Annotated in this window: 24 protein-coding genes and 2 other annotated features; all 24 genes read left to right on the forward strand. The window is 43.7% G+C overall.

Annotated elements, in window-relative coordinates; translation table 11 throughout:
* Positions 1-521 precede the first annotated feature (521 nt).
* Positions 522-983, forward strand: coding sequence for a CtsR family transcriptional regulator (locus NFS43_RS16510; protein WP_251553849.1), 462 nt, complete (start codon positions 522-524; stop codon positions 981-983).
* 24 nt (positions 984-1,007) lie between these two features.
* Positions 1,008-1,559, forward strand: a complete 552-nt coding sequence (locus tag NFS43_RS16515; protein ID WP_251553850.1) for a protein-arginine kinase activator protein McsA — start codon at positions 1,008-1,010, stop codon at positions 1,557-1,559.
* A gap of 1 nt (position 1,560) precedes the next feature.
* Positions 1,561-2,646 (forward strand): protein-arginine kinase McsB, encoded by a 1,086-nt coding sequence (locus tag NFS43_RS16520; RefSeq protein ID WP_251553851.1) that lies wholly within the window; start codon positions 1,561-1,563, stop codon positions 2,644-2,646.
* A gap of 1 nt (position 2,647) precedes the next feature.
* The gene (gene clpC, locus NFS43_RS16525; protein ID WP_251553852.1) at positions 2,648-5,089 is read left to right on the forward strand and encodes an ATP-dependent protease ATP-binding subunit ClpC; all 2,442 of its coding nucleotides are present in this window, start codon (positions 2,648-2,650) and stop codon (positions 5,087-5,089) included.
* 128 nt (positions 5,090-5,217) lie between these two features.
* Positions 5,218-6,600: a DNA repair protein RadA gene (gene radA / locus NFS43_RS16530; RefSeq protein WP_251553853.1), complete on the forward strand. Its 1,383-nt coding sequence runs from the start codon at positions 5,218-5,220 to the stop codon at positions 6,598-6,600.
* A gap of 3 nt (positions 6,601-6,603) precedes the next feature.
* Positions 6,604-7,677, forward strand: coding sequence for a DNA integrity scanning diadenylate cyclase DisA (gene disA / locus NFS43_RS16535; RefSeq protein ID WP_251553854.1), 1,074 nt, complete (start codon positions 6,604-6,606; stop codon positions 7,675-7,677).
* 188 nt (positions 7,678-7,865) lie between these two features.
* A complete protein-coding gene (locus tag NFS43_RS16540) occupies positions 7,866-8,954 on the forward strand; it encodes a PIN/TRAM domain-containing protein (protein WP_251553855.1) in 1,089 nt (362 codons plus the stop codon).
* A 23-nt stretch (positions 8,955-8,977) separates the two neighbouring features.
* Complete coding sequence (gene ispD / locus NFS43_RS16545; protein ID WP_251553856.1) at positions 8,978-9,670, forward strand: 2-C-methyl-D-erythritol 4-phosphate cytidylyltransferase; 693 nt, start codon at positions 8,978-8,980, stop codon at positions 9,668-9,670.
* Positions 9,670-10,146, forward strand: coding sequence for a 2-C-methyl-D-erythritol 2,4-cyclodiphosphate synthase (gene ispF / locus NFS43_RS16550; protein ID WP_251553857.1), 477 nt, complete (start codon positions 9,670-9,672; stop codon positions 10,144-10,146). Before ispD ends, ispF begins: the two co-directional genes overlap by 1 nt.
* A gap of 80 nt (positions 10,147-10,226) precedes the next feature.
* On the forward strand, positions 10,227-11,684 hold the full coding sequence (gltX, locus tag NFS43_RS16555) for a glutamate--tRNA ligase (protein WP_251553858.1): 1,458 nt from the start codon (positions 10,227-10,229) through the stop codon (positions 11,682-11,684).
* Positions 11,685-11,728: 44 nt separating this feature from the next.
* Positions 11,729-11,990: a binding site (T-box leader), on the forward strand.
* Between the two features lie 52 nt (positions 11,991-12,042).
* Entirely contained in the window at positions 12,043-12,711 is a 669-nt protein-coding gene (cysE, locus tag NFS43_RS16560; protein WP_251553859.1) for a serine O-acetyltransferase, read from the forward strand.
* Positions 12,692-14,089 carry a cysteine--tRNA ligase gene (gene cysS, locus NFS43_RS16565; RefSeq protein ID WP_251553860.1) on the forward strand — a complete coding sequence of 466 codons (1,398 nt, stop codon included), beginning with the start codon at positions 12,692-12,694 and terminating at the stop codon, positions 14,087-14,089. The genes cysE and cysS overlap by 20 nt, the downstream gene beginning before the upstream one ends.
* Positions 14,090-14,092: 3 nt before the next feature.
* Positions 14,093-14,518, forward strand: a complete 426-nt coding sequence (locus NFS43_RS16570; protein ID WP_251553861.1) for a Mini-ribonuclease 3 — start codon at positions 14,093-14,095, stop codon at positions 14,516-14,518.
* Complete coding sequence (gene rlmB, locus NFS43_RS16575) at positions 14,515-15,258, forward strand: 23S rRNA (guanosine(2251)-2'-O)-methyltransferase RlmB (protein ID WP_251553863.1); 744 nt, start codon at positions 14,515-14,517, stop codon at positions 15,256-15,258. Before NFS43_RS16570 ends, rlmB begins: the two co-directional genes overlap by 4 nt.
* A 2-nt stretch (positions 15,259-15,260) precedes the next feature.
* Positions 15,261-15,770 carry an NYN domain-containing protein gene (locus NFS43_RS16580; RefSeq protein WP_251553864.1) on the forward strand — a complete coding sequence of 170 codons (510 nt, stop codon included), beginning with the start codon at positions 15,261-15,263 and terminating at the stop codon, positions 15,768-15,770.
* A 69-nt stretch (positions 15,771-15,839) separates the two neighbouring features.
* A complete protein-coding gene (sigH, locus tag NFS43_RS16585) occupies positions 15,840-16,490 on the forward strand; it encodes an RNA polymerase sporulation sigma factor SigH (protein WP_251553865.1) in 651 nt (216 codons plus the stop codon).
* A 110-nt stretch (positions 16,491-16,600) separates the two neighbouring features.
* Entirely contained in the window at positions 16,601-16,747 is a 147-nt protein-coding gene (rpmG, locus tag NFS43_RS16590; RefSeq protein WP_251553866.1) for a 50S ribosomal protein L33, read from the forward strand.
* Positions 16,748-16,792: 45 nt separating this feature from the next.
* A complete protein-coding gene (gene secE / locus NFS43_RS16595; RefSeq protein ID WP_251553867.1) occupies positions 16,793-16,975 on the forward strand; it encodes a preprotein translocase subunit SecE in 183 nt (60 codons plus the stop codon).
* Between the two features lie 142 nt (positions 16,976-17,117).
* The gene (nusG, locus tag NFS43_RS16600) at positions 17,118-17,654 is read left to right on the forward strand and encodes a transcription termination/antitermination protein NusG (protein WP_251553868.1); all 537 of its coding nucleotides are present in this window, start codon (positions 17,118-17,120) and stop codon (positions 17,652-17,654) included.
* Between the two features lie 260 nt (positions 17,655-17,914).
* On the forward strand, positions 17,915-18,340 hold the full coding sequence (rplK, locus tag NFS43_RS16605; protein ID WP_042453928.1) for a 50S ribosomal protein L11: 426 nt from the start codon (positions 17,915-17,917) through the stop codon (positions 18,338-18,340).
* A 104-nt stretch (positions 18,341-18,444) separates the two neighbouring features.
* Positions 18,445-19,143 carry a 50S ribosomal protein L1 gene (gene rplA / locus NFS43_RS16610; protein WP_251553869.1) on the forward strand — a complete coding sequence of 233 codons (699 nt, stop codon included), beginning with the start codon at positions 18,445-18,447 and terminating at the stop codon, positions 19,141-19,143.
* Positions 19,144-19,202: 59 nt separating this feature from the next.
* Positions 19,203-19,342 (forward strand) — a sequence feature (ribosomal protein L10 leader region).
* A 33-nt stretch (positions 19,343-19,375) separates the two neighbouring features.
* Positions 19,376-19,876, forward strand: coding sequence for a 50S ribosomal protein L10 (gene rplJ / locus NFS43_RS16615; RefSeq protein ID WP_251553871.1), 501 nt, complete (start codon positions 19,376-19,378; stop codon positions 19,874-19,876).
* Positions 19,877-19,933: 57 nt separating this feature from the next.
* Positions 19,934-20,296, forward strand: coding sequence for a 50S ribosomal protein L7/L12 (gene rplL, locus NFS43_RS16620; protein ID WP_251553872.1), 363 nt, complete (start codon positions 19,934-19,936; stop codon positions 20,294-20,296).
* A gap of 110 nt (positions 20,297-20,406) precedes the next feature.
* Positions 20,407-21,006: a class I SAM-dependent methyltransferase gene (locus NFS43_RS16625; protein ID WP_251553873.1), complete on the forward strand. Its 600-nt coding sequence runs from the start codon at positions 20,407-20,409 to the stop codon at positions 21,004-21,006.
* Positions 21,007-21,231 lie beyond the last annotated feature (225 nt).

The raw sequence follows: 21,231 nt of genomic DNA on the forward strand, positions 1-21,231 counted from the left end.
ATCAACAGGCCCATTTGCATGGACAATCAATAAATTTGGTATTTAGATTCTGAGATAATAAAAAATTGCCGAGAAAATACCCTTTCTCGACAATCTGGCAACCATAGATGGTTGTCTTTTTGCTGTCCAAGATTTTTATAAATACAAAACTGCTAGATGATAGTGATCCTCAAGGTTCTTGCAAATGAAGGATAAACTTTTATAAGTGTAACGCTCTTTATAATGGCGATGAAAGACAACTGGAATATGCAAACCTAACCTTGAATATGGCTGTAAAGAACTAAGCCGCTACAGTTATTCTGTAATAAACTATCTTCAATCATGCCGCTTCCATGAAGAGAATGCGCTTGATCCGACACTGCAATATCCTCAATAATATCCAAATATCCTTCATTTTCACGTTTCCCAACTGCGAAATTTGGAGAAAATCATATAGTAGTGAATCGTTGCATCTAAAACAGAAATTGATTATAATTATAGTCAAAGATAGTCAAAGTCAGATGGTGACAGGGGGTGGAATGATGCGGAACATCTCCGATATTATCGAGAAATATTTGAAACAAGTATTGGAAATGAGCAATGAGGACCTAGTCGAAATCAAACGAAGCGAAATAGCCGATAAATTTCAGTGCGTTCCTTCTCAAATAAACTATGTAATCAACACACGTTTTACAATTGAACGAGGGTATCTTGTGGAAAGCAAGAGGGGCGGCGGCGGCTATATCCGTATTATGAAGGTTCAATCTCATGACTCCGCTCAATTAATCGAACATTTGCTTTCGCTTTTTCATAACCGGATCAGCCAGGCAAGTGCCGAAGATGTGATCACCCGTCTCGTACATGAAGAGGTCATCACCAAACGGGAAGCAAAAATCATGCTCAGTGTGATTGACCGCTCAGTCTTATATATTGACCTTCCATATCGGGATGAACTAAGAGCCAGAATGTTAAAAGCAATGTTAACCTCATTAAAATATAACTAATTTTGCTGCCGAAGAGGTGAAATCATGAACTGTCAGGAGTGTAATCAACGGCCTGCTGCTGTTCATTTTACAAAAATCGTGAACGGTGAAAAAACAGAAGTGCATCTTTGTGAAAAATGCGCCCAGGAAAAGGGCGAAATGTTTATTTTCAATGGTGAACCAGGCTTCTCCTTTAATAATTTACTAGCAGGGCTATTAAATATTGATCCTTCTTTTCAAAAGCAGGATCAAAATCCCTTTGAACAAGAAGAAATTCTCCAATGTCCGCATTGCTCCATGACATTTCCGCAATTTTTAAAGATTGGCAGGTTTGGCTGTGCCCATTGTTACGAAACCTTCCAAGACCAGTTAAAGCCAGTGTTAAGGCGGCTCCATGGCGGAAATTGGACACATAGTGGAAAAATCCCTAAACGAATTGGCGGGGGAATTTCCCTTAGAAAACAAATTGACGAATTAAAAAAGGCATTACGGGAGTCTGTGATGCAGGAGGAATTTGAAAAAGCGGCAAATCTCCGTGATGAGATCCGCGATTTGGAGAGAAAATTGACTGCCAGCCAGCAAGAGGGAGGGGAATGACATGTCACTCGAGCGGTTTTTAAGTAAAGCTGTCAGCTCATGGATGAGCAAGGAAGGGCCGGACTCCGATATTGTCTTAAGCTCCCGGATCCGTCTGGCCAGAAACTTTGAAAACTATTCTTTTCCAACCGTCTTTTCACATGAAGAAGCGAAACAGATTATTCATGATATCGAGGAAATCTTAAAAGCAGCGCCTTTTCAAAGGTTCAGGCAAATGGAATTGCTGAAAATTGATGACATGCAGCCGCTGCAAAAACGGGTATTAGTCGAAAAACATTTAATCAGCCCGCATTTATCGGAAGAGGCCCCGTATGGAGCGGTTTTATTATCTGAAAATGAAGAAGTCAGCATTATGGTGAATGAAGAGGACCATATTCGGATTCAATGTTTGTTTCCAGGCTTGCAATTGAAGGAAGCATTACATGCTGCCTATGAAATCGACGATTGGCTGGAGAATTATGTCCATTACGCTTTTGATGAAAAGCTTGGCTACCTGACCAGCTGCCCAACAAATGTAGGAACAGGGCTTCGCGCATCGCTGATGATGCATTTGCCAGGACTCGTTTTGACACAGCAGATAAACCGAATTATCCCTGCCATTAATCAGCTGGGGTTTGTCGTAAGAGGAATCTATGGTGAGGGAAGCGAAGCGCTTGGAAATATCTTTCAAATTTCCAATCAAATCACCCTTGGAAAATCAGAGGAGGATATCTGCCGCGACTTAATGGGGGTTGTCAGCCAGATTATTTCACAAGAAAGGTCAGCCCGGGAAGCATTACGGAAAAGTTCAAACATACAATTAGAAGATAGGGTTTTCCGTTCGTTAGGTGTTTTAACCCATAGCCGAATCATTGAATCCAAAGAAGCAGCTAGATGCTTATCAGATGTGAGACTGGGAATCGATATGGGTTTTATTCATAATATGTCTAAAACCATCCTGAATGAACTAATGATCTTAACGCAGCCGGGATTTCTTCAACAATATGCTGGCGGCCCATTAAGGCCGTATGAAAGAGATATCAGACGGGCCGCTTTAATTCGTGAACGAATTCAGATGGAAACTGAAAAAAAGTTAAGGAGTGAGTGATATGATGTTTGGCCGTTTTACAGAAAGAGCACAAAAAGTCCTAGCTTTAGCCCAGGAAGAAGCCATTCGCCTTGGCCATAATAATATTGGAACAGAGCACATCCTATTAGGATTAGTCCGCGAAGGAGAAGGAATTGCTGCGAAAGCACTTTACGGCTTAGGGCTAGGCTCCGATAAAATTCAAAAAGAAGTAGAAAATTTAATTGGCAAAGGCCAAGAGTCATCTCAGATTATTCACTACACCCCAAGAGCTAAAAAAGTAATTGAATTATCGATGGACGAAGCGCGCAAACTCGGCCATTCCTATGTTGGAACAGAGCATATTCTCCTTGGCCTGATTCGGGAAGGAGAAGGTGTAGCTGCCCGGGTGCTCAATAACCTAGGGGTCAGCTTAAATAAAGCACGCCAGCAGGTGCTTCAGCTTCTAGGCAGCAACGAATCAGGAGGGCACCAAGGCGGTGCATCTGCCAGCGCTAACACTCCAACATTAGACAGCCTTGCCAGAGATTTAACGGCCATTGCCCGAGAAGGCAGCCTAGATCCAGTTATTGGCCGCAGCAAGGAAATTCAGCGTGTGATTGAAGTGTTAAGCCGCCGAACAAAAAATAATCCAGTGTTAATTGGTGAGCCCGGTGTGGGTAAAACAGCAATCGCTGAAGGGCTTGCCCAGCAAATCGTGAATAATGAAGTGCCGGAAATCCTTCGCGATAAACGTGTGATGACTCTTGATATGGGGACCGTTGTTGCTGGAACGAAATATCGGGGCGAATTTGAGGATCGGCTGAAAAAGGTCATGGATGAAATCCGCCAAGCCGGAAATATTATTTTGTTTATTGATGAGCTTCATACTTTAATTGGCGCTGGGGGAGCAGAAGGGGCCATTGACGCCTCCAATATTTTAAAACCATCCCTGGCCCGCGGCGAATTGCAATGTATCGGCGCCACGACTCTTGATGAATATCGAAAATACATTGAAAAAGATGCAGCACTGGAGCGGCGCTTCCAGCCGATTCGTGTGGATGAGCCGACCGCAGAGGAATCCGTCCAAATCCTGCAGGGGCTGCGTGACCGCTACGAAGCACATCACCGTGTATCGATTACTGATGAAGCCATTGAAGCTGCGGTAAAATTGTCCGACCGTTACATTTCCGACCGGTTCCTGCCTGACAAAGCGATTGACTTAATTGATGAAGCGGGTTCAAAGGTTCGACTTCGTTCGTATACCACTCCTCCTAATTTAAAAGAGCTTGAGGTGAAGCTGGAGGAGGTTCGTAAAGAAAAAGATGCGGCTGTGCAAAGTCAAGAATTTGAAAAAGCAGCATCACTAAGAGATTCAGAGCAGCGCCTGCGCGAACAGCTTGAAGAAACAAAGAAAAGCTGGAAGGAAAAACAGGGCAAGGAAAACAACCAAGTAACCGTAGAGGATATCGCGGCAGTTGTCTCAAGCTGGACAGGAATTCCGGTCTCCAAATTGGCCCAAACGGAAACACAAAAACTGTTGAATCTAGAGGAGATTTTACATTCCCGTCTTATTGGACAGGAAGAAGCGGTTAAGGCCGTTTCAAAAGCAGTGCGCAGAGCCAGAGCTGGATTAAAGGATCCTAAGCGCCCGATTGGTTCGTTTATCTTCCTTGGCCCGACTGGCGTTGGTAAAACCGAATTAGCCCGTGCTCTTGCTGAAGCCATGTTTGGCGACGAGGATGCCATGATCCGCATTGATATGTCTGAGTATATGGAGAAGCATTCGACCTCCCGCCTAGTCGGTTCCCCTCCAGGCTATGTCGGCTATGAAGAAGGCGGACAGCTGACGGAAAAGGTCCGCAGGAAACCATACTCCGTCATTCTGCTGGATGAGATTGAAAAGGCGCACCCTGATGTCTTTAATATTTTGCTTCAGGTACTGGAGGACGGCCGATTGACGGATTCAAAAGGCAGAACTGTCGATTTCCGCAATACCGTTTTGATTATGACGTCCAATGTTGGGGCCGACACATTAAAGCGCAATAAGTATGTGGGCTTCAATATTCAGGATACAACGCAAGACTATAAGGACATGAAGGGAAAAGTGATGGAAGAATTGAAAAAAGCTTTCCGTCCTGAATTCCTGAACCGGATTGATGAGATTATTGTCTTCCATGCCTTAGAGAAAAAGCATTTAGTGGAAATTGTGACCTTGTTGTCGGATCAGCTGATTAAACGGCTAAAGGAGCAAGATATTCATATCGAGCTTACTCCAGCAGCTAAGAGCAAGATTTCTGATGAAGGCTATGACCCGGAATATGGTGCAAGACCATTAAGACGGGCTATTCAAAAGAATGTGGAAGACATGCTTTCCGAAGAATTGCTCAAAGGCACATTGCTTACGGGCCAGCAGGCGATTATTGATGTGGAGAATGGAGAATTTGTCGTCAAAACAGCTGAGAAAACAGGAGTAACCAACTAGCTGGATTCATTCGGCTGGATGTAACTTGCAGGCGAATCATGGAGGTACACGTGAATAAAGCAACATCCGTGTACCTCTTTTTATTTTTAACAAAGAGTGGAAAAGGCCACCCAGAAAGGAACATCCCAATGGTTAAACGAAAAACGAAATTTATCTGCCAGGAGTGCGGGTATGAATCGCCTAAATGGATGGGTAAATGCCCGGGCTGCGGCCAGTGGAATAAAATGACGGAAGAAGTGGAAGTAAGCGGCCCAGCTAGAAGAGGGGCGTTTGCCCATTCGCAGGGCGGATCAGCGATTCTCTCAAAACCTACACCGATTACCAGCATTGAATCCGTCAGTGAGCCAAGAATCCATACCGACTTGACAGAATTAAACCGAGTATTGGGAGGCGGAGTGGTGAAGGGCTCCTTAGTATTGATTGGCGGTGACCCAGGAATTGGCAAATCCACGCTGCTTTTGCAAGTATCCTCCCAATTAGCCAATAAGGGACATCAGGTCTTATATATATCTGGAGAAGAATCTTTACGACAAACGAAGCTGCGCGCAGAGCGGCTTGATATTGCTTCCGAAAACCTGATGGTATATGCCGAGACCAATCTGGAGGAAATCAACCGGACCATTGACCAGACCAATCCAAGCTTCGTTATTATTGATTCCATACAAACCGTTTTTCATCCGGAAGTAACTTCTGCGCCGGGCAGCGTGTCACAAGTCCGTGAATGTACGGCTGAATTAATGAGAATTGGCAAGACAAAAGGGATTGCCATTTTCATCGTCGGGCATGTGACAAAAGAGGGATCGATTGCCGGCCCAAGGCTGTTAGAACATATGGTCGATACCGTTCTCTATTTTGAAGGGGAGCGCCATCATACATACCGGATATTGCGGGCGGTGAAAAATCGATTTGGTTCGACCAATGAAATGGGCATTTTTGAAATGAAAGAGTTTGGGCTTGAGGAAGTGGAGAACCCTTCAGAAATCTTTCTGGAAGAACGCTCACGGGGGGCAGCCGGCTCTACAGTGGTTGCATCGATGGAAGGGACGCGTCCGGTGCTGGTCGAAATCCAGGCATTGATTTCTCCGACAAGCTTCGGGAATCCAAGAAGAATGGCGACCGGCATTGACCATAACCGCGTCCCGCTGTTAATGGCTGTCCTTGAGAAACGGGTAGGAATGCTGCTAGCCAACCAGGATGCCTACTTGAAGGTTGCTGGAGGGGTTAAATTAGATGAACCGGCCATCGACTTAGCCATTGCCGTCAGCATTGCCTCCAGCTTCAGAGATGTCCCGACAAGACCAACCGATTGTGTCATAGGAGAAGTGGGATTGACCGGCGAAGTAAGAAGGGTGTCAAGAATTGAGCAGCGTGTTCAAGAAGCGGCAAAGATGGGCTTTGAACGGATAATTCTTCCTGCCAATAATTTAAGCGGCTGGAAGGGCCCGGAAGGAATTCAACTGATTGGTGTCTCCTCGGTCAGCGAGGCACTTCAAGCAGCATTAGGGGGATAGCGGATGGAGCATAAACGGCCGGGTGAACAATCGATTAGCGACATTTTGCAATTGGTGGCGCCGGGAACGCCGATCCGTGAGGGGTTGGACAATGTACTGCGCGCCAATACTGGCGGCCTCATAGTGGTAGGCTGTAACGATAAAGTGAAAAGTATTGTGGATGGCGGCTTTGAGATTAATTGTCCCTTTACACCGAGTTTTTTATATGAATTGGCTAAGATGGACGGTGCAATTATTTTAAACGAGACAGGTAATAAAATTCTCATAGCCAATGCACAACTGGCGCCTGACCCTGAAGTCGCTTCCTCTGAAACAGGTATGCGCCACCGTACGGCGGAAAGAACGGCACGGCAAACAAAAGCTCTGGTTATTGCCATTTCCCAGCGGAGAAATGTGATTACCTTGTATCAGGGGAATATCCGATATGCCTTAAAGGACATTTCCGTCATCCTAACAAAAGCCAACCAAGCGATTCAAACGCTGGAAAAATATAAGGCGGTTGTCGAACAAAGTATTACCAACCTAAGTGTCTTGGAATTTGAGGAATCCGTCACCTATAACGATTTCTTGATGGTTCTGCACCGTTTTGAGATGGTGTTAAAGATAAAAAATGAACTGCTTGCCTTTCTTTATGAGCTAGGGACGGAAGGAAGGCTGATCCGGCTGCAAATGAATGAAATCTTGACGGGTCTGGAAGAGGAAATCAAGCTGATGATCAAGGATTACGCCAATCATCGGGAAATCAACCCTGACGAGACCCTGCAGCGGATGCAGAGTTTAGCGCAAAGCGGAGCTATAGAGGATACGGCGCTGCTGAAATTGCTTGGCTATTTGGGCTACGTCCACCTGGATGAATTCAAACATTCCCGCGGTTATCGAATTCTGAATAAAATACCAAGACTGCCAAGTGTGATCATTGAAAATTTGATTAACCGATTTGAAAATTTAACGAAGGTTTTAGCGGCAACGGTTGAAGAACTGGATGATGTCGAAGGAATTGGTGAAGTCAGGGCCAAGAAAATCAAAGAAGGGTTTAAATTGATCAAAGAACGGCTTTATACCGACCGTCATTTGTAGGCGGAATCCTTTTTGGATGAAAAATTCCAATTATTTGACAGTCCGTTTTATTGAATGCTACCCTATGGAAAGTAAACATTAGCATTCCAGCGTACATGTTTCAAAATGATTACATTTTGAAAAAATAATCGCCAAATCAAGGTTTCATTTTGACGAATATGTTTATAATGAGTAGAGGAGGTGAAGGAATGTTAAAACGAATTGTGCAGGCTTGCTTCCTCATAATGGGTGGTACGCTTGGAATCTTGTTATTGCCGGAACTGTTCAATTTACTCCATATAAACGACATTCCAATCGTTAATAACTCTTATGTCACTGCTATTTTAGGTGCTATTATTTTTTATCTTATAACCTTTTGGGCAGTAGATTACGTGTTTAATTTTATTAAATGGGCCGAGGACTCACTGGTAAAAGTCCCTGTTACCGATGTATTATTTGGAAGCGTCGGGCTGATTTTCGGACTGCTGGTTGCCTTTTTAATCGGTTTTGCCTTTAATGCGGTCCAAGTGCCGGTTTTAAATGCCGTTGCCCCCATTTTACTGACGCTGCTATTTGGTTATCTCGGCTTCCAAGTGGGCTTTAAAAAACGCGATGAACTGCTCGGATTATTCGGTAAAGGAAGCAGCAAGAAAAAAGCATCTGAAGAGGAGCCTGAAAAGATTGGCCATAAGGCCCTGAAAATATTGGATACGAGTGTGATCATTGATGGCCGGGTGGCCGATATTTGCCAAACTGGATTTTTAGAAGGGACCATTGTCATTCCGCAATTTGTTCTAGCGGAGCTGCAGCATATCGCAGACTCTTCTGATGTGCTAAAACGAAATCGCGGCCGAAGGGGCCTAGACATCCTTAATCGGATTCAAAAAGAGCTTGCCATCAAAGTGGAGATCTATGAAGGTGATTTTGAGGATATCCAGGAGGTTGACTCCAAACTGGTCAAGCTGGCAAAAGTAACAAACGGAGTCCTTGTGACGAATGATTTTAATTTAAATAAGGTATGTGAATTGCAAAATGTATCGGTTTTAAATATTAACGACTTAGCGAATGCTGTTAAGCCGGTCGTTCTGCCGGGTGAGGAATTGACCGTCCAGGTGATTAAGGATGGGAAAGAATATCATCAGGGTGTGGCTTACTTAGATGATGGAACGATGATCGTTGTCGAAGAGGGAAGAGAATACATCGGCAAAAGAATCGATGTATTGGTCACAAGTGTGCTTCAAACCTCTGCGGGCCGAATGATATTTGCCAAACCGAAATTGTTGGAAAAAGCCTTGTAGTAGAAAAAGAATGGAGTTTTCTTATGACTTATCAAGTCATTCTTCCTGCCGCGGGCCAGGGAAAAAGAATGGGAGCAGGTAAAAATAAGCTGCTGCTTTCCCTTAATGAGATACCAATTCTCATTCATACGTTAAGGGTCTTTGAAGAGGACAGCCTATGTGAGGGAATGATCTTAGTCATTCATCCTCAGGATGAACCAGAATTTAAACGATTGTTAAAAACCTATCAAATCAACAAGGAAATTCGTTTAGTTCCAGGCGGCAGGGAACGCCAGTACAGCATTTTGAATGCGCTAAAAACCGTGAGGTCTGATGGTATCATTCTTGTCCATGATGCCGCCAGGCCGTTTATTAAAACAGAACAAATTCATCGGCTGGCCGAAACAGCGGAAAGAGCAGGAGCTGCGATAGTGGGAGTGCCGGCCAAAGATACAATGAAAAAAGTGCAAGATGGTGTGGTGGCAGAAACTGTCGAACGTTCAAGCTTGTGGGCTGTTCAAACCCCGCAAGCTTTTCGTATGCCGCTTTTGCTCCAGGCCTATGAACAGGCAGAAAAGGACGGGTATTTAGGAACTGACGATTCCAGCCTTGTCGAGCGCTTAGGGCACCCTGTGGCCATCGTAGAAGGCGATTATGACAATATTAAAATCACGACACCTGAAGATTTATTTTTTGCAGAGGCAATTTTAAAGAAAAGACAAAGGGAGTTTTGTTGATGTTTCGAATTGGCCAGGGCTTTGATGTCCATCAATTAACGGAAAGCCGCCCGCTTATCATTGGCGGCATTACTATACCTTATGAAAAAGGGCTTCTCGGCCACTCTGACGCCGATGTCCTGCTGCACACCGTTGCCGATGCCTGCCTTGGTGCTATAGGAGAAGGAGATATCGGCAAGCATTTTCCTGATACTGACCCAGCGTTTAAGGATGCGGATTCTGCAAAACTCATGGAGCATGTTTGGAAGCTGGTAAAATCAAAAGGCTACAAATTAGTGAATGCCGATTGTACGATTATTGCCCAAAAGCCCAAAATGGCTCCTTATATTGAGCAAATGAGACAACGGATCGCGGAATTGCTCGAAGCTGCACCTGAGCAAATCAATGTGAAGGCTACTACCACTGAAAAGCTGGGTTTTACCGGCAGGGGTGAAGGAATCGCATCACAGGCCGTCGTTTTATTAGAAAAATCATAATCTCAGAGTTAAGGCTTTATTGGGAAAACCTATAGTGGTAAAATAATTCGGGATGAATATTGGAAAGTGGAGGCATTAAAATGTCAAACGAAATTCGTGTACGGTACGCCCCAAGTCCAACAGGACATTTACATATTGGAAACGCCCGGACCGCCCTGTTTAATTATTTATTTGCCCGCAGCCAAGGCGGGAAATTTATTATCCGGATTGAAGATACGGATACAAAACGGAATATTGAAGGCGGCGAGCAAAGCCAGCTAAAATATTTAAAATGGCTTGGCATGGATTGGGATGAAAGTGTGGATGTCGGCGGCGATTACGGGCCATACCGGCAATCAGAAAGAAATGATATTTACCAGACCTATACCAATCAATTGATTGAAAAGGGACTAGCCTATAAATGCTATTGTACGGAAGAAGAATTGGAGCAAGAGCGGGAAGCCCAAATGGCAAGAGGGGAAACTCCGCACTATTCGGGCAAATGCCGCCATTTAACGGCAGAAGACCAGGAGCGTTTAGAGAAGGAAGGCCGCAAGCCGAGTATCCGTTTTGTCGTTCCGCAGGACCAAACCTATACGTTTGATGATATCGTCAAAGGTCATGTTTCCTTCGAATCGGAGGGAATGGGCGACTGGGTGATTGTGAAAAAGGATGGGATGCCAACTTACAACTATGCAGTTGTTATTGACGACCATTTAATGGAAATTTCCCATGTCCTTCGTGGAGATGATCATATCTCCAATACACCTAAACAACTGATGATTTATCAGGCTTTTGGCTGGGAGCCGCCAATTTTCGGCCATATGACGCTGATCGTCAATGAAAGCCGCAAAAAACTAAGCAAACGGGATGAATCCATCATCCAATTTATTGAGCAATATGAGGAACTGGGTTATCTGCCAGAAGCATTGTTCAATTTTATTGCCTTGCTTGGCTGGTCTCCGGCTGGCGAGGAAGAAATTTTTTCAAGAGAAGAGTTTATCAACATTTTTGATGCCAGCCGCCTGTCCAAATCTCCGGCATTATTTGATCAGCAAAAACTGGCATGGATGAACAATCAATACATGAAAAAAGTCGAGGTTGACCGTGTTCTGGAACTGGCAATGCCGCATTTAATTAAGGCAGGCCGTTTGAGTGAAACAATGACCGATGAACAAATGCAATGGGCCCGCACATTAGTTGCACTGCTGCAAGAGAAAATGAGCTTCGGGGCAGAAATTGTGAGATTATCGGATATGTTCTTCCAAGAAGAGGCAGAATATGAACCGGAGGCGAAAGAGGTTCTTGCTGGAGAAATGGTACCTGAGGTGTTAAAAGCCTTTTCCCAGGAGCTTGACCAATTGGAACCGTTCAAAGCTGATGGCATTAAGGCTGCGATGAAGGCGGTCCAAAAGTCTACAGGCCAAAAGGGGAAAAATCTATTTATGCCGATTCGTGCCGCGGTAACAGGGCAGACTCATGGACCGGATCTTCCAGAGACCATTGAGCTTTTAGGAAAAACAAAGGTGCAAAATCGCATTCAGAAAATTATTAGTTAACATTATTAGTAAAATGTAATATAGTAAGTGATATAATGATATGTGAAAAAGCGAAGAAGAGGAAAAGTAGAAAAATGAAGCTTGAAAGAGAGAACCATCACCGGCTGAAAGTGGTTTAGGCCTCTCGTTTTTTGAAATGCACCTCTGAGCCCCATTTCGAAAGAACATGGTTTCTAGTAGATATGGGCGGAAATTTCCGTTACCAAAAAGAGTGAGACTAGTAAGCCAGGGTCACATTTTTCCTTATGAAATATGTGCCGGCCAAAAGTCTAATCAGAGTGGAACCACGCACATAGCGTCTCTGTCGATATCGACAGGGACGTTTTTTATTTACAAAGGGAGCAGGGGGAAGTATCAAATGTTTAAGCGGATAAGGGAAGATATTGAAGTCGTTTTTGAACAGGACCCAGCAGCCAGAACGAAACTAGAAGTGGTTTTGACTTATTCAGGATTACATGCGATTTGGGCTCATCGAATCGCTCACGCCTTTTTTAAACGGAAATTCTTTTTCCTGGCACGGGTGATTTCGCAAGCCAGCCGGTTTTTCACAGGAATTGAAATACACCCAGGCGCCACAATTGGCAGGAGATTTTTCATTGACCATGGGATGGGAGTGGTTATTGGGGAAACCTGTGAAATCGGCGATAACGTGACGGTTTATCAAGGAGTCACGCTTGGGGGAACCGGGAAAGAAAAAGGCAAGCGCCACCCGACGATTAAGGATAATGTGCTGATTGCTACCGGCGCCAAGGTTCTTGGATCGATTACTATTGGAGAAAACTCGAAGGTAGGCGGCGGCTCCGTCGTATTAAAGGATGTGCCGCCAAACTCGACTGTAGTAGGAATCCCTGGCAGGGTTGTGATTCAGGACGGCAAACGGATTCATAAAGATTTAAACCATAATAATCTCCCAGATCCAATTGCGGATAGATTGAAGGAAATGCAGGATGAGCTTGCTTCATTAAGGCGAGAGATGGAAAAATTAAAAGAAGAAGGGAATAAAGTCAATGAGCATTCAACTTTATAATACACTCACCCGAAAAAAGGAAGAGTTTGTCCCTCTTGAAGAGGGAAAAGTGAAAATGTATGTTTGCGGCCCGACGGTCTATAACTACATTCATATTGGAAATGCCCGGCCGGCTATCGTATTTGATACGGTCCGCCGTTATTTGGAATACCGCGGCTATGAGGTCAAGTATGTGTCCAATTTTACCGATGTGGATGATAAATTGATCCGCGCCGCCAATCAGTTGGGCGAAGACGTGCCGACAATCGCGGATCGCTTTATTGAAGCCTATTTTGAGGATGTGACCTCCTTAGGCTGCCGGCATGCGGATATCCATCCGCGAGTCATGGAAAACATGGATATTATCATTGAATTTATCCGCCAGCTCATTGAAAAAGGCTATGCTTATGAATCGGAGGGGGATGTTTATTTTCATACCCGCGGCTTTGAAGAGTATGGCAAGCTGTCGCACCAATCGATTGATGAGCTGCGCGTGGGCGCCAGAATTGAAGTGGGAGACAAGAAGCAGGATGACTTAGACTTTGCCCTATGGAAAGCGGCGAAAGAAGGAGAAATTTACTGGGAGAGCCCTTGGGGGCCGGGACGGCCAGGCTGGCATATCGAATGCTCCGCCATGGCGAAGAAGTATCTGGGTGATACCATTGATATCCATGCAGGCGGCCAGGATTTAACGTTCCCGCATCATGAAAATGAAATTGCCCAATCAGAAGCGCTGACCGGAAAGCCGTTCGCCCGTTATTGGATGCATAATGGATATATTAATATTGATAACGAGAAAATGTCCAAGTCTCTTGGGAACTTTGTGCTCGTTCACGACATTATTAAGCAGCACAACCCGCAGGTGCTCCGGTTATTTATGCTGTCCGTCCATTACCGCAATCCAATTAACTATAGCCAAGAGTTATTGGAAAGTACGAAATCAGCTTTTGAACGGCTGCAGACCTCTTATCAAAACTTGAAACACCGGAGAGAGGCAAGTACCAACTTAACTGATCATAATCAAGAGTGGCTGGATAAAATTTCAGCGCTGCATGATGAATTTATTGAGGCAATGGATGACGATTTTAATACAGCCAAAGCAATTTCTGTGTTATTTGACCTGTCAAAATCAGCAAACTATTATCTTTTGGAAAAAAATACAGCAGCCGAAGTGATTGATGCGTTTACCGGCCAATTCGAGGAGCTTTTTGCCGTATTGGGGCTAAAACTGGATAAAGAAGAAATGCTGGATGAGGAAATTGATGCATTGATTGAAAAGCGGAACCAGGCGCGAAAAGAACGCAATTTCCAACTATCTGACCAAATCCGTGACCAATTAAAAGACATGAACATTATTTTAGAAGACACGCCGCAAGGCACAAGATGGAAAAGAGGCTAATACATGCTTGAATACGAAACGACAGTCGATGCCAGCCAATTAAATAGTCTCGCTCTTGCTTATATGGGAGACGCCATTTACGAAACCTATGTGCGGCGCCATCTTCTATACAGCGGGCAGGTTCGGCCGAACCGGCTCCATCGGGAAGGCACCAGATACGTTTCTGCCAAAGCCCAATGCCAGATTTTGTTTCACATGATGGATGAAGGGCTTCTGGATGAGCAAGAGCTGGCAGTGGTCATGCGCGGCAGGAACGCCAAATCCGGCACCGTCCCGAAAAACACCGATGTGCAAACCTATCGGTACAGCACCGCCTTTGAGGCGTTAATGGGATATTTATATTTAACAGGCCAGATAGAACGCCTTGAGGAACTGGTCCGCCAGGCGTTTGGATATGTGGAAACCAAGAAAGGAGGAACGTTGACATGAATCAAGATTACATCGTAGGGAAAAATCCGGTGATTGAAGCATTAAAGTCAAAAAGGGACATTAACAAAATTTTAATTGCTGAGGGCTCCCAGCGCGGGCAAATGCAGCAGATTACCAGCTTGGCTAAAGAATCCAATGTGATTGTCCAGTTTGTCCCAAAGAAAAAGATCGACCAAATAACCGATCAAAATCATCAAGGAGTGCTGGCCTATGTTGCAGCATACCAATATGCTGAATTAGACGATTTATTCCGGGCCGCTGAAGCAAGCGGCGAGCCTCCTTTCTTTTTAATATTGGACGAAATTGAAGACCCTCATAATCTAGGCTCGATTATGAGGACAGCAGATGCAGCGGGAGCCCATGGGATCATTATCCCAAAACGGAGGGCAGTCGGGCTGACAGCTACCGTCGCAAAAGCCTCAACTGGCGCAATTGAGTATATTCCTGTTGCCCGGGTTACTAACCTTGCCCAAACAATAGATGAGTTAAAGGAGCGAGGGGTATGGATCGCCGGTACTGATGCCAAGGGGCAGGATGACTATCGCAGACTGGATGGCACCTTACCGCTTGGATTGGTCATCGGCAGTGAAGGAAAAGGGATGGGGCGGTTAATTCGAGACAAATGTGATTTTCTCATTCATTTGCCAATGGCCGGAAAAGTGACGTCGTTGAATGCATCGGTTGCTGCAGCCATATTAATGTATGAGGTATACCGGAAACGGCATGCACTTGAGGGGTAAAAATGGACATCCTGCTCGTTGATGGATACAACATAATCGGGACATGGCCTGAACTTATGGCACTAAGGGACCGAGACTTGCCGGCAGCGAGGGACCGGCTGGTGGAGAAAATGGCCGAGTACCAAGCCTTTTCTGGGTATCGAGTGATTATCGTCTTCGATGCCCAGTATGTGCAGGGAACGGAAAGAAAGTATAAAAATCATCATGTAGAAGTCATTTTTACAAAAGAAAATGAAACAGCAGATCAGCGCATTGAAAAGATGGCAATCAGCTTAAGTAACCGAAAAACCCAAATTCATGTGGCAACTTCTGATTATACCGAACAGTGGGCAATCTTTGGACAAGGGGCGCTCCGCAAGTCGGCCCGGGAGCTTTTGATCGAGATGGAGTCAATTGAAAAAGGCATCCAGAAAAATGTCAAAACCATTCAGGAAAAGAGGCCTGTTACTAAAATCCCGATAAGCAAGGAGCTGGCAGAAATTTTCGAAAAGTGGCGCAGAGGAGAGAAATGAGTCTCGACTTGAAAAATTTAGTAATGTATAATAATACTATCTAGGCTTGTTCGGTGGAGGGGATCTACTTTGAGTGCGGACTTCGGAATAAAAATCAACGAACAATACTTCGTTATGGAAGACGAAGAAATGGTTGATCTGGTACACCAGGGTGACAGTGAGGCACTGGATTATTTGATTTACAAGTATCGGAATTTTGTGCGTGCAAAAGCAAGGTCCTATTTTTTAATCGGGGCGGACAAAGAGGATATTGTCCAAGAGGGAATGATCGGACTTTATAAGGCAATCCGCGATTTCCGAGAGGACAAGCTTACCTCCTTTAAGGCATTTGCAGAGCTGTGCATCACCAGGCAGATTATTACGGCAATCAAGACGGCCACAAGGCAAAAGCATATTCCGTTAAATTCCTATGTTTCTTTGGACAAGCCGATTTATGATGAAGAGTCGGACCGGACCTTAATGGATGTTTTGTCAGGCGCTAAGGTATTAGACCCAGAAGAGTTAATTATTAACCAGGAAGAATTTGACCATATCGAAGTCAAGATGTCGGAGCTGTTAAGTGATTTAGAGCGAAAAGTATTAGCCTTATATTTAGACGGCCAATCCTATCAGGAGATTTCTGAGGAACTGAACCGTCATGTAAAATCCATCGACAATGCCCTCCAGCGCGTAAAAAGAAAATTGGAACGATATCTGGAAATCCGCGAATTTTCTTTGTGATTTGTATACGCTCCCATCATGTGTCGAATATATGAATCTCACTTCGATTGCTGTTGACATTAATTAGGCGTCATGTTACAGTTTTATGGAAATTATCGAGGTGTCGAATCATGAGTAAAAAAACAGTGCTTGCTTGTGCTGTTTGCGGCTCCCGGAACTATTCCACAGCCAGCAAAGAAACGCAGACAGACAGGTTAGAATTAAAAAAGTTCTGCAAAACATGCGGGACCCATACGGTTCATCGAGAAACAAAATGATAGACTTTAGAGGTTGGAATAGAATGCTATGGGGGTTTAACAGACATGAAACGCATAAAAAAATTCTTTAGTGAAATCGCACGTGAAATGAGAAAAGTAAGCTGGCCTAAACGTGGTGAATTGACCCGTTCTACCATTACCGTTATTTCCACCGTTGTCTTTTTTGGCCTTTTCTTTACCGTGTTAGACTTAGGAATTTCAAAATTGATTCGCTTAATTCTTGAATAATCTAGTATCATTCATGGTATAATGGTGATTAATAGAGGAAATTTTATCTAAAAAGCCCGTTTTGACGGGTTTTTTAATTGGAAAAAAATGATAGAATCTCCACCCAAATTGTAAGGAGGGACGGACGCTCTAGTCCTCTTAAATGGAAAAGAATTGGTATGTGGTTCATACTTACTCTGGTTATGAGAATAAAGTTAAAGCCAATTTAGAAAAACGTGTAGAATCAATGGGAATGACGGATAAGATCTTTCGTGTGGTTGTTCCTGAAGAAGAAGAAACAGATGTAAAAAATGGCAAGAAAAAGATCGTCAAACGTAAAGTATTCCCTGGCTATGTCCTAGTGGAACTGGTCATGACGGATGATTCTTGGTATGTAGTGCGGAATACACCGGGAGTAACAGGGTTTGTCGGCTCAGCTGGTTCAGGCTCCAAGCCAACCCCGCTGCTTCCTGAAGAAGTGGCTGTGATTTTAAAACGGATGGGCGTAGAAGAAAAACGGGTCGATGTCAATTTTGAAATCGGCGAAACTGTCCGGGTCAAGGAAGGTCCATTTGCCAACTTTACTGGGAATATCGAAGAACTGGACAAGGATAAAGCAAAACTGAAAGTCCTCGTCAATATGTTCGGCCGTGATACCCCGGTAGAATTGGATTTCTCACAAATTGAGAAGTTGGATTAGAAAAGCGGAAAGCGCCTGGTTTCCACGCTGCAGCCAACATTTTTCAAAATGTAATCTGGCTAAATTGAACATTTATCTTCGGATATTGTAAAAAAACTTGAAATCAATGATAAAAAATGTTAATATTTCATAGGTCAGTATGTCTCAGCAATGCTGAGCTAAGACTTTGTCAAGTTCTTTGTATTTATATAAAGACTAAAGTTGAGTGGGAGGGGTAACACCCTGTTAACCACATCACGGACTTTAAGGAGGTGTGTCTCGTGGCTAAAAAAGTAATTAAAGTTGTTAAATTACAAATCCCTGCTGGTAAAGCAAACCCTGCACCGCCAGTTGGTCCTGCACTAGGTCAAGCCGGTGTTAATATCATGGGATTCTGTAAAGAATTTAACGCACGTACAGCAGATCAAGCTGGATTGATTATTCCTGTTGAAATCACGGTGTTTGAAGACCGTTCATTTACATTTATTACGAAAACTCCTCCTGCTGCGGTTCTTTTGAAAGTAGCAGCTGGAATCCAGTCTGGCTCAGGCCAGCCTAACCGTAATAAAGTAGCAACAGTAAAGCGTGATAAAGTACGCGAGATTGCGGAACAAAAAATGCCTGACCTTAACGCAGCTAGCGTTGAAGCAGCAATGCGCATGGTTGAAGGTACTGCACGCAGCATGGGTATCGTCATCGAAGACTAATCCATGAAAAACTAGTTGTTGTAATGAGGGGTTGCGTTATTCTTGCGCAGCCCTTATTCGTGGGAGAATAATTCGCTAAAACCACAATTTAGGAGGAAATGAAAATGGCTAAAAAAGGTAAGAAGTATTTAGAAGCTGTTAAGCTTGTAGATCGTACAAAAGCTTACCCAATTGCAGAAGCAATTGAACTTGCTAAGAAAACAAACGTTGCAAAATTTGATGCAACTGTTGAGGTTGCATTCCGCTTAGGCGTTGACCCTAAGAAAGCTGACCAGCAAATCCGCGGAGCAGTCGTGCTTCCAAACGGAACTGGTAAAACTCAACGCGTATTAGTATTCGCGAAGGGTGAAAAAGTGAAAGAAGCTGAAGCAGCTGGCGCTGATTATGTAGGCGATTCTGAGTATATCAACAAAATCCAACAAGGCTGGTTTGACTTCGATGTTATCGTAGCAACTCCTGACATGATGGGTGAAGTTGGTAAGCTTGGCCGTGTATTAGGACCTAAAGGCTTAATGCCAAACCCTAAGACTGGCACCGTTACATTTGATGTAACAAGAGCAATTGCTGAAATCAAAGCTGGTAAAGTAGAATACCGTGTAGACAAAGCTGGTAACATCCACGTGCCTATCGGAAAAACTTCTTTCGAAGACGAAAAGCTTGTTGAGAACTTCACTACTGTGTTCGATACAATGTTAAAAGTAAAACCTTCTGCAGCAAAAGGCACTTACATGAAGAACGTAACGGTTGCTTCAACAATGGGCCCTGGAATCAAAGTTGATCCATCAACAGTTGCTGCGAAGTAATGTAAATTTTACCAATTGACAATCAACGATATATTGAATAAAATATATTTTGTTGTTAAATTTAATAAACATTTGTACCGTAGACAGCAGGTGCCGATAGGCTTAATTTCCTGCCGAGGTAATGCGATATATTTAGCTGATTAAAAGCTATTTGCAGCCTCCATGTCTATGCTCGATATGGAGGCTTTCTCTTGCCTGGTATGAATGTAGGAAATCTACAGGAGGTGTAAAGATGAGCAGTGTAATCGAAGCTAAAAAACAAGTGGTTGAAGAAATCGCTGAAAAACTAAAAGCGAGTGTTTCAACTGTTGTAGTTGACTACAGAGGTCTTACAGTTGCAGAAGTGACTGAACTTCGTAAACAACTTCGCGAAGCTGGCATTGAGTTCAAGGTTTACAAAAACACGATGGCTCGCCGTGCCGCTGAAGCTGCCGGCCTTGAAGGCTTAAACGCTGCATTGACTGGTCCTAACGCTATTGCGTTTAGCTCAGAAGATGTAGTGGCACCAGCTAAAATCTTAAACGATTTTGCGAAAAAGAATGAAGCGCTTGAAATCAAAGCGGGTGTCATCGAAGGAAACATCGCAACGGTTGAAGAAGTGAAGGCTCTTGCTGAACTTCCATCCCGCGAAGGTCTGCTTTCTATGTTACTCAGCGTGCTTCAAGCACCAATCCGCAATTTGGCTCTTGCTGCAAAAGCAGTGGCAGATCAAAAAGAAGAACAAGGCGCGTAAGCTAACCTTATATGCAATCTAATAAACTGAAACGAAAACTAAGGAGGAAAATTTAAAATGACTAAAGAACAAATCATTGAAGCAGTTAAAAATATGACTGTTTTAGAACTTAACGATTTAGTAAAAGCAATTGAAGAAGAATTTGGCGTAACTGCTGCTGCTCCTGTAGCTGTAGTTGGCGGTGCAGGTGCTGCTGCTGCTGAAGAAAAAACTGAGTTTGATGTAATCCTAGCTGGCGCTGGAGATCAAAAAATCAAAGTTATCAAGGTTGTTCGTGAAATCACAGGTCTTGGTCTTAAAGAAGCAAAAGAACTTGTTGACAACACTCCAAAGGCACTTAAAGAAGGTGCTTCTAAAGAAGAAGCTGAAGAAATCAAAGCTAAGCTTGAAGAAGTTGGAGCTAACGTCGAAGTTAAGTAATTTTGCTAATGAAAAGCTCGCTGCATAGCGGGCTTTTTTTTCACCTATATTAAAAGGTGAGCGCTCATCCTCTATCAATCTTCATATATCTGTTCTCCGGAGGTGATTTCATGTCTGAACACTATTATTCCCGCACCCAAAATGTTGAAAGCAATCCTAAATATTGGGACTATACATTGCGGAACCGATTGTTCCGGTTTAAGACCGATAATGGCGTGTTTTCCAAAAAAGAGGTAGACTTTGGCTCCCGCCTGCTTATTGAAACCTTTCAGCTTTCCGGCTTAGAGGGGCCGGTTCTGGATGTTGGCTGCGGCTATGGGCCAATTGGGCTGGCGATGGCAAGAGAATACCCTGGACGCACTATACATATGGTGGATGTAAATGAGCGGGCGATTGAGCTGGCAAAGGAAAATGCAGAAAAAAACGGAATTCAAAACGTAAAGATTTACGAAAGCGATCGGCTTGAGAATGTAACGGAGACAGCTTTTGCTGCGATCCTGACAAATCCGCCGATTCGGGCGGGGAAAAAAACCGTTCATGAAATCTTTGAACAAAGCTTTGAACGTCTTGCGCCTTTTGGTGAACTTTGGGTAGTGATTCAAAAGAAACAGGGAGCCCCATCTGCTTTGGAAAAATTAAAAGAGTTATTTTCTCATGTAGAAACAGTTGACAAATCCAAAGGTTATTTTATTATAAAGGCAACAAAATAGTTGACTCGAAATAACCGTTGTGGTAGCATTATAAAATGCCATCATAATAATTTCCGAATTATTCCTTTAAATACTTATTTTTAGTATAAAATCGGAATAAGAAGGAAAAGATGACAAAATAATAGTCAAAATGTGAAAATGTGGTTTTTGAGCAAAAAACCCTTTTTCTTTTTGTCTGATAGGAAGAGCATATGCCTCTTTCTTGAAGGCGTAATAGATTATTTA

This window comes from Neobacillus muris, assembly GCF_943193175.1.
Taxonomy (GTDB): Bacteria; Bacillota; Bacilli; order Bacillales; family Cytobacillaceae; genus Neobacillus; species Neobacillus muris.

What these genes read in the sequence shown, in the direction of transcription:
- NFS43_RS16510 (WP_251553849.1), top strand. Translation starts at nt 522, where the DNA reads ATGCGGAACATCTCCGATATTATCGAGAAATATTTGAAACAAGTATTG.
- NFS43_RS16515 (WP_251553850.1), top strand. Translation starts at nt 1,008, where the DNA reads ATGAACTGTCAGGAGTGTAATCAACGGCCTGCTGCTGTTCATTTTACA.
- NFS43_RS16520 (WP_251553851.1), top strand. Translation starts at nt 1,561, where the DNA reads ATGTCACTCGAGCGGTTTTTAAGTAAAGCTGTCAGCTCATGGATGAGC.
- clpC (WP_251553852.1), top strand. Translation starts at nt 2,648, where the DNA reads ATGATGTTTGGCCGTTTTACAGAAAGAGCACAAAAAGTCCTAGCTTTA.
- radA (WP_251553853.1), top strand. Translation starts at nt 5,218, where the DNA reads ATGGTTAAACGAAAAACGAAATTTATCTGCCAGGAGTGCGGGTATGAA.
- disA (WP_251553854.1), top strand. Translation starts at nt 6,604, where the DNA reads ATGGAGCATAAACGGCCGGGTGAACAATCGATTAGCGACATTTTGCAA.
- NFS43_RS16540 (WP_251553855.1), top strand. Translation starts at nt 7,866, where the DNA reads ATGTTAAAACGAATTGTGCAGGCTTGCTTCCTCATAATGGGTGGTACG.
- ispD (WP_251553856.1), top strand. Translation starts at nt 8,978, where the DNA reads ATGACTTATCAAGTCATTCTTCCTGCCGCGGGCCAGGGAAAAAGAATG.
- ispF (WP_251553857.1), top strand. Translation starts at nt 9,670, where the DNA reads ATGTTTCGAATTGGCCAGGGCTTTGATGTCCATCAATTAACGGAAAGC.
- gltX (WP_251553858.1), top strand. Translation starts at nt 10,227, where the DNA reads ATGTCAAACGAAATTCGTGTACGGTACGCCCCAAGTCCAACAGGACAT.
- cysE (WP_251553859.1), top strand. Translation starts at nt 12,043, where the DNA reads ATGTTTAAGCGGATAAGGGAAGATATTGAAGTCGTTTTTGAACAGGAC.
- cysS (WP_251553860.1), top strand. Translation starts at nt 12,692, where the DNA reads ATGAGCATTCAACTTTATAATACACTCACCCGAAAAAAGGAAGAGTTT.
- NFS43_RS16570 (WP_251553861.1), top strand. Translation starts at nt 14,093, where the DNA reads ATGCTTGAATACGAAACGACAGTCGATGCCAGCCAATTAAATAGTCTC.
- rlmB (WP_251553863.1), top strand. Translation starts at nt 14,515, where the DNA reads ATGAATCAAGATTACATCGTAGGGAAAAATCCGGTGATTGAAGCATTA.
- NFS43_RS16580 (WP_251553864.1), top strand. Translation starts at nt 15,261, where the DNA reads ATGGACATCCTGCTCGTTGATGGATACAACATAATCGGGACATGGCCT.
- rpmG (WP_251553866.1), top strand. Translation starts at nt 16,601, where the DNA reads ATGAGTAAAAAAACAGTGCTTGCTTGTGCTGTTTGCGGCTCCCGGAAC.
- secE (WP_251553867.1), top strand. Translation starts at nt 16,793, where the DNA reads ATGAAACGCATAAAAAAATTCTTTAGTGAAATCGCACGTGAAATGAGA.
- nusG (WP_251553868.1), top strand. Translation starts at nt 17,118, where the DNA reads ATGGAAAAGAATTGGTATGTGGTTCATACTTACTCTGGTTATGAGAAT.
- rplA (WP_251553869.1), top strand. Translation starts at nt 18,445, where the DNA reads ATGGCTAAAAAAGGTAAGAAGTATTTAGAAGCTGTTAAGCTTGTAGAT.
- rplJ (WP_251553871.1), top strand. Translation starts at nt 19,376, where the DNA reads ATGAGCAGTGTAATCGAAGCTAAAAAACAAGTGGTTGAAGAAATCGCT.
- rplL (WP_251553872.1), top strand. Translation starts at nt 19,934, where the DNA reads ATGACTAAAGAACAAATCATTGAAGCAGTTAAAAATATGACTGTTTTA.
- NFS43_RS16625 (WP_251553873.1), top strand. Translation starts at nt 20,407, where the DNA reads ATGTCTGAACACTATTATTCCCGCACCCAAAATGTTGAAAGCAATCCT.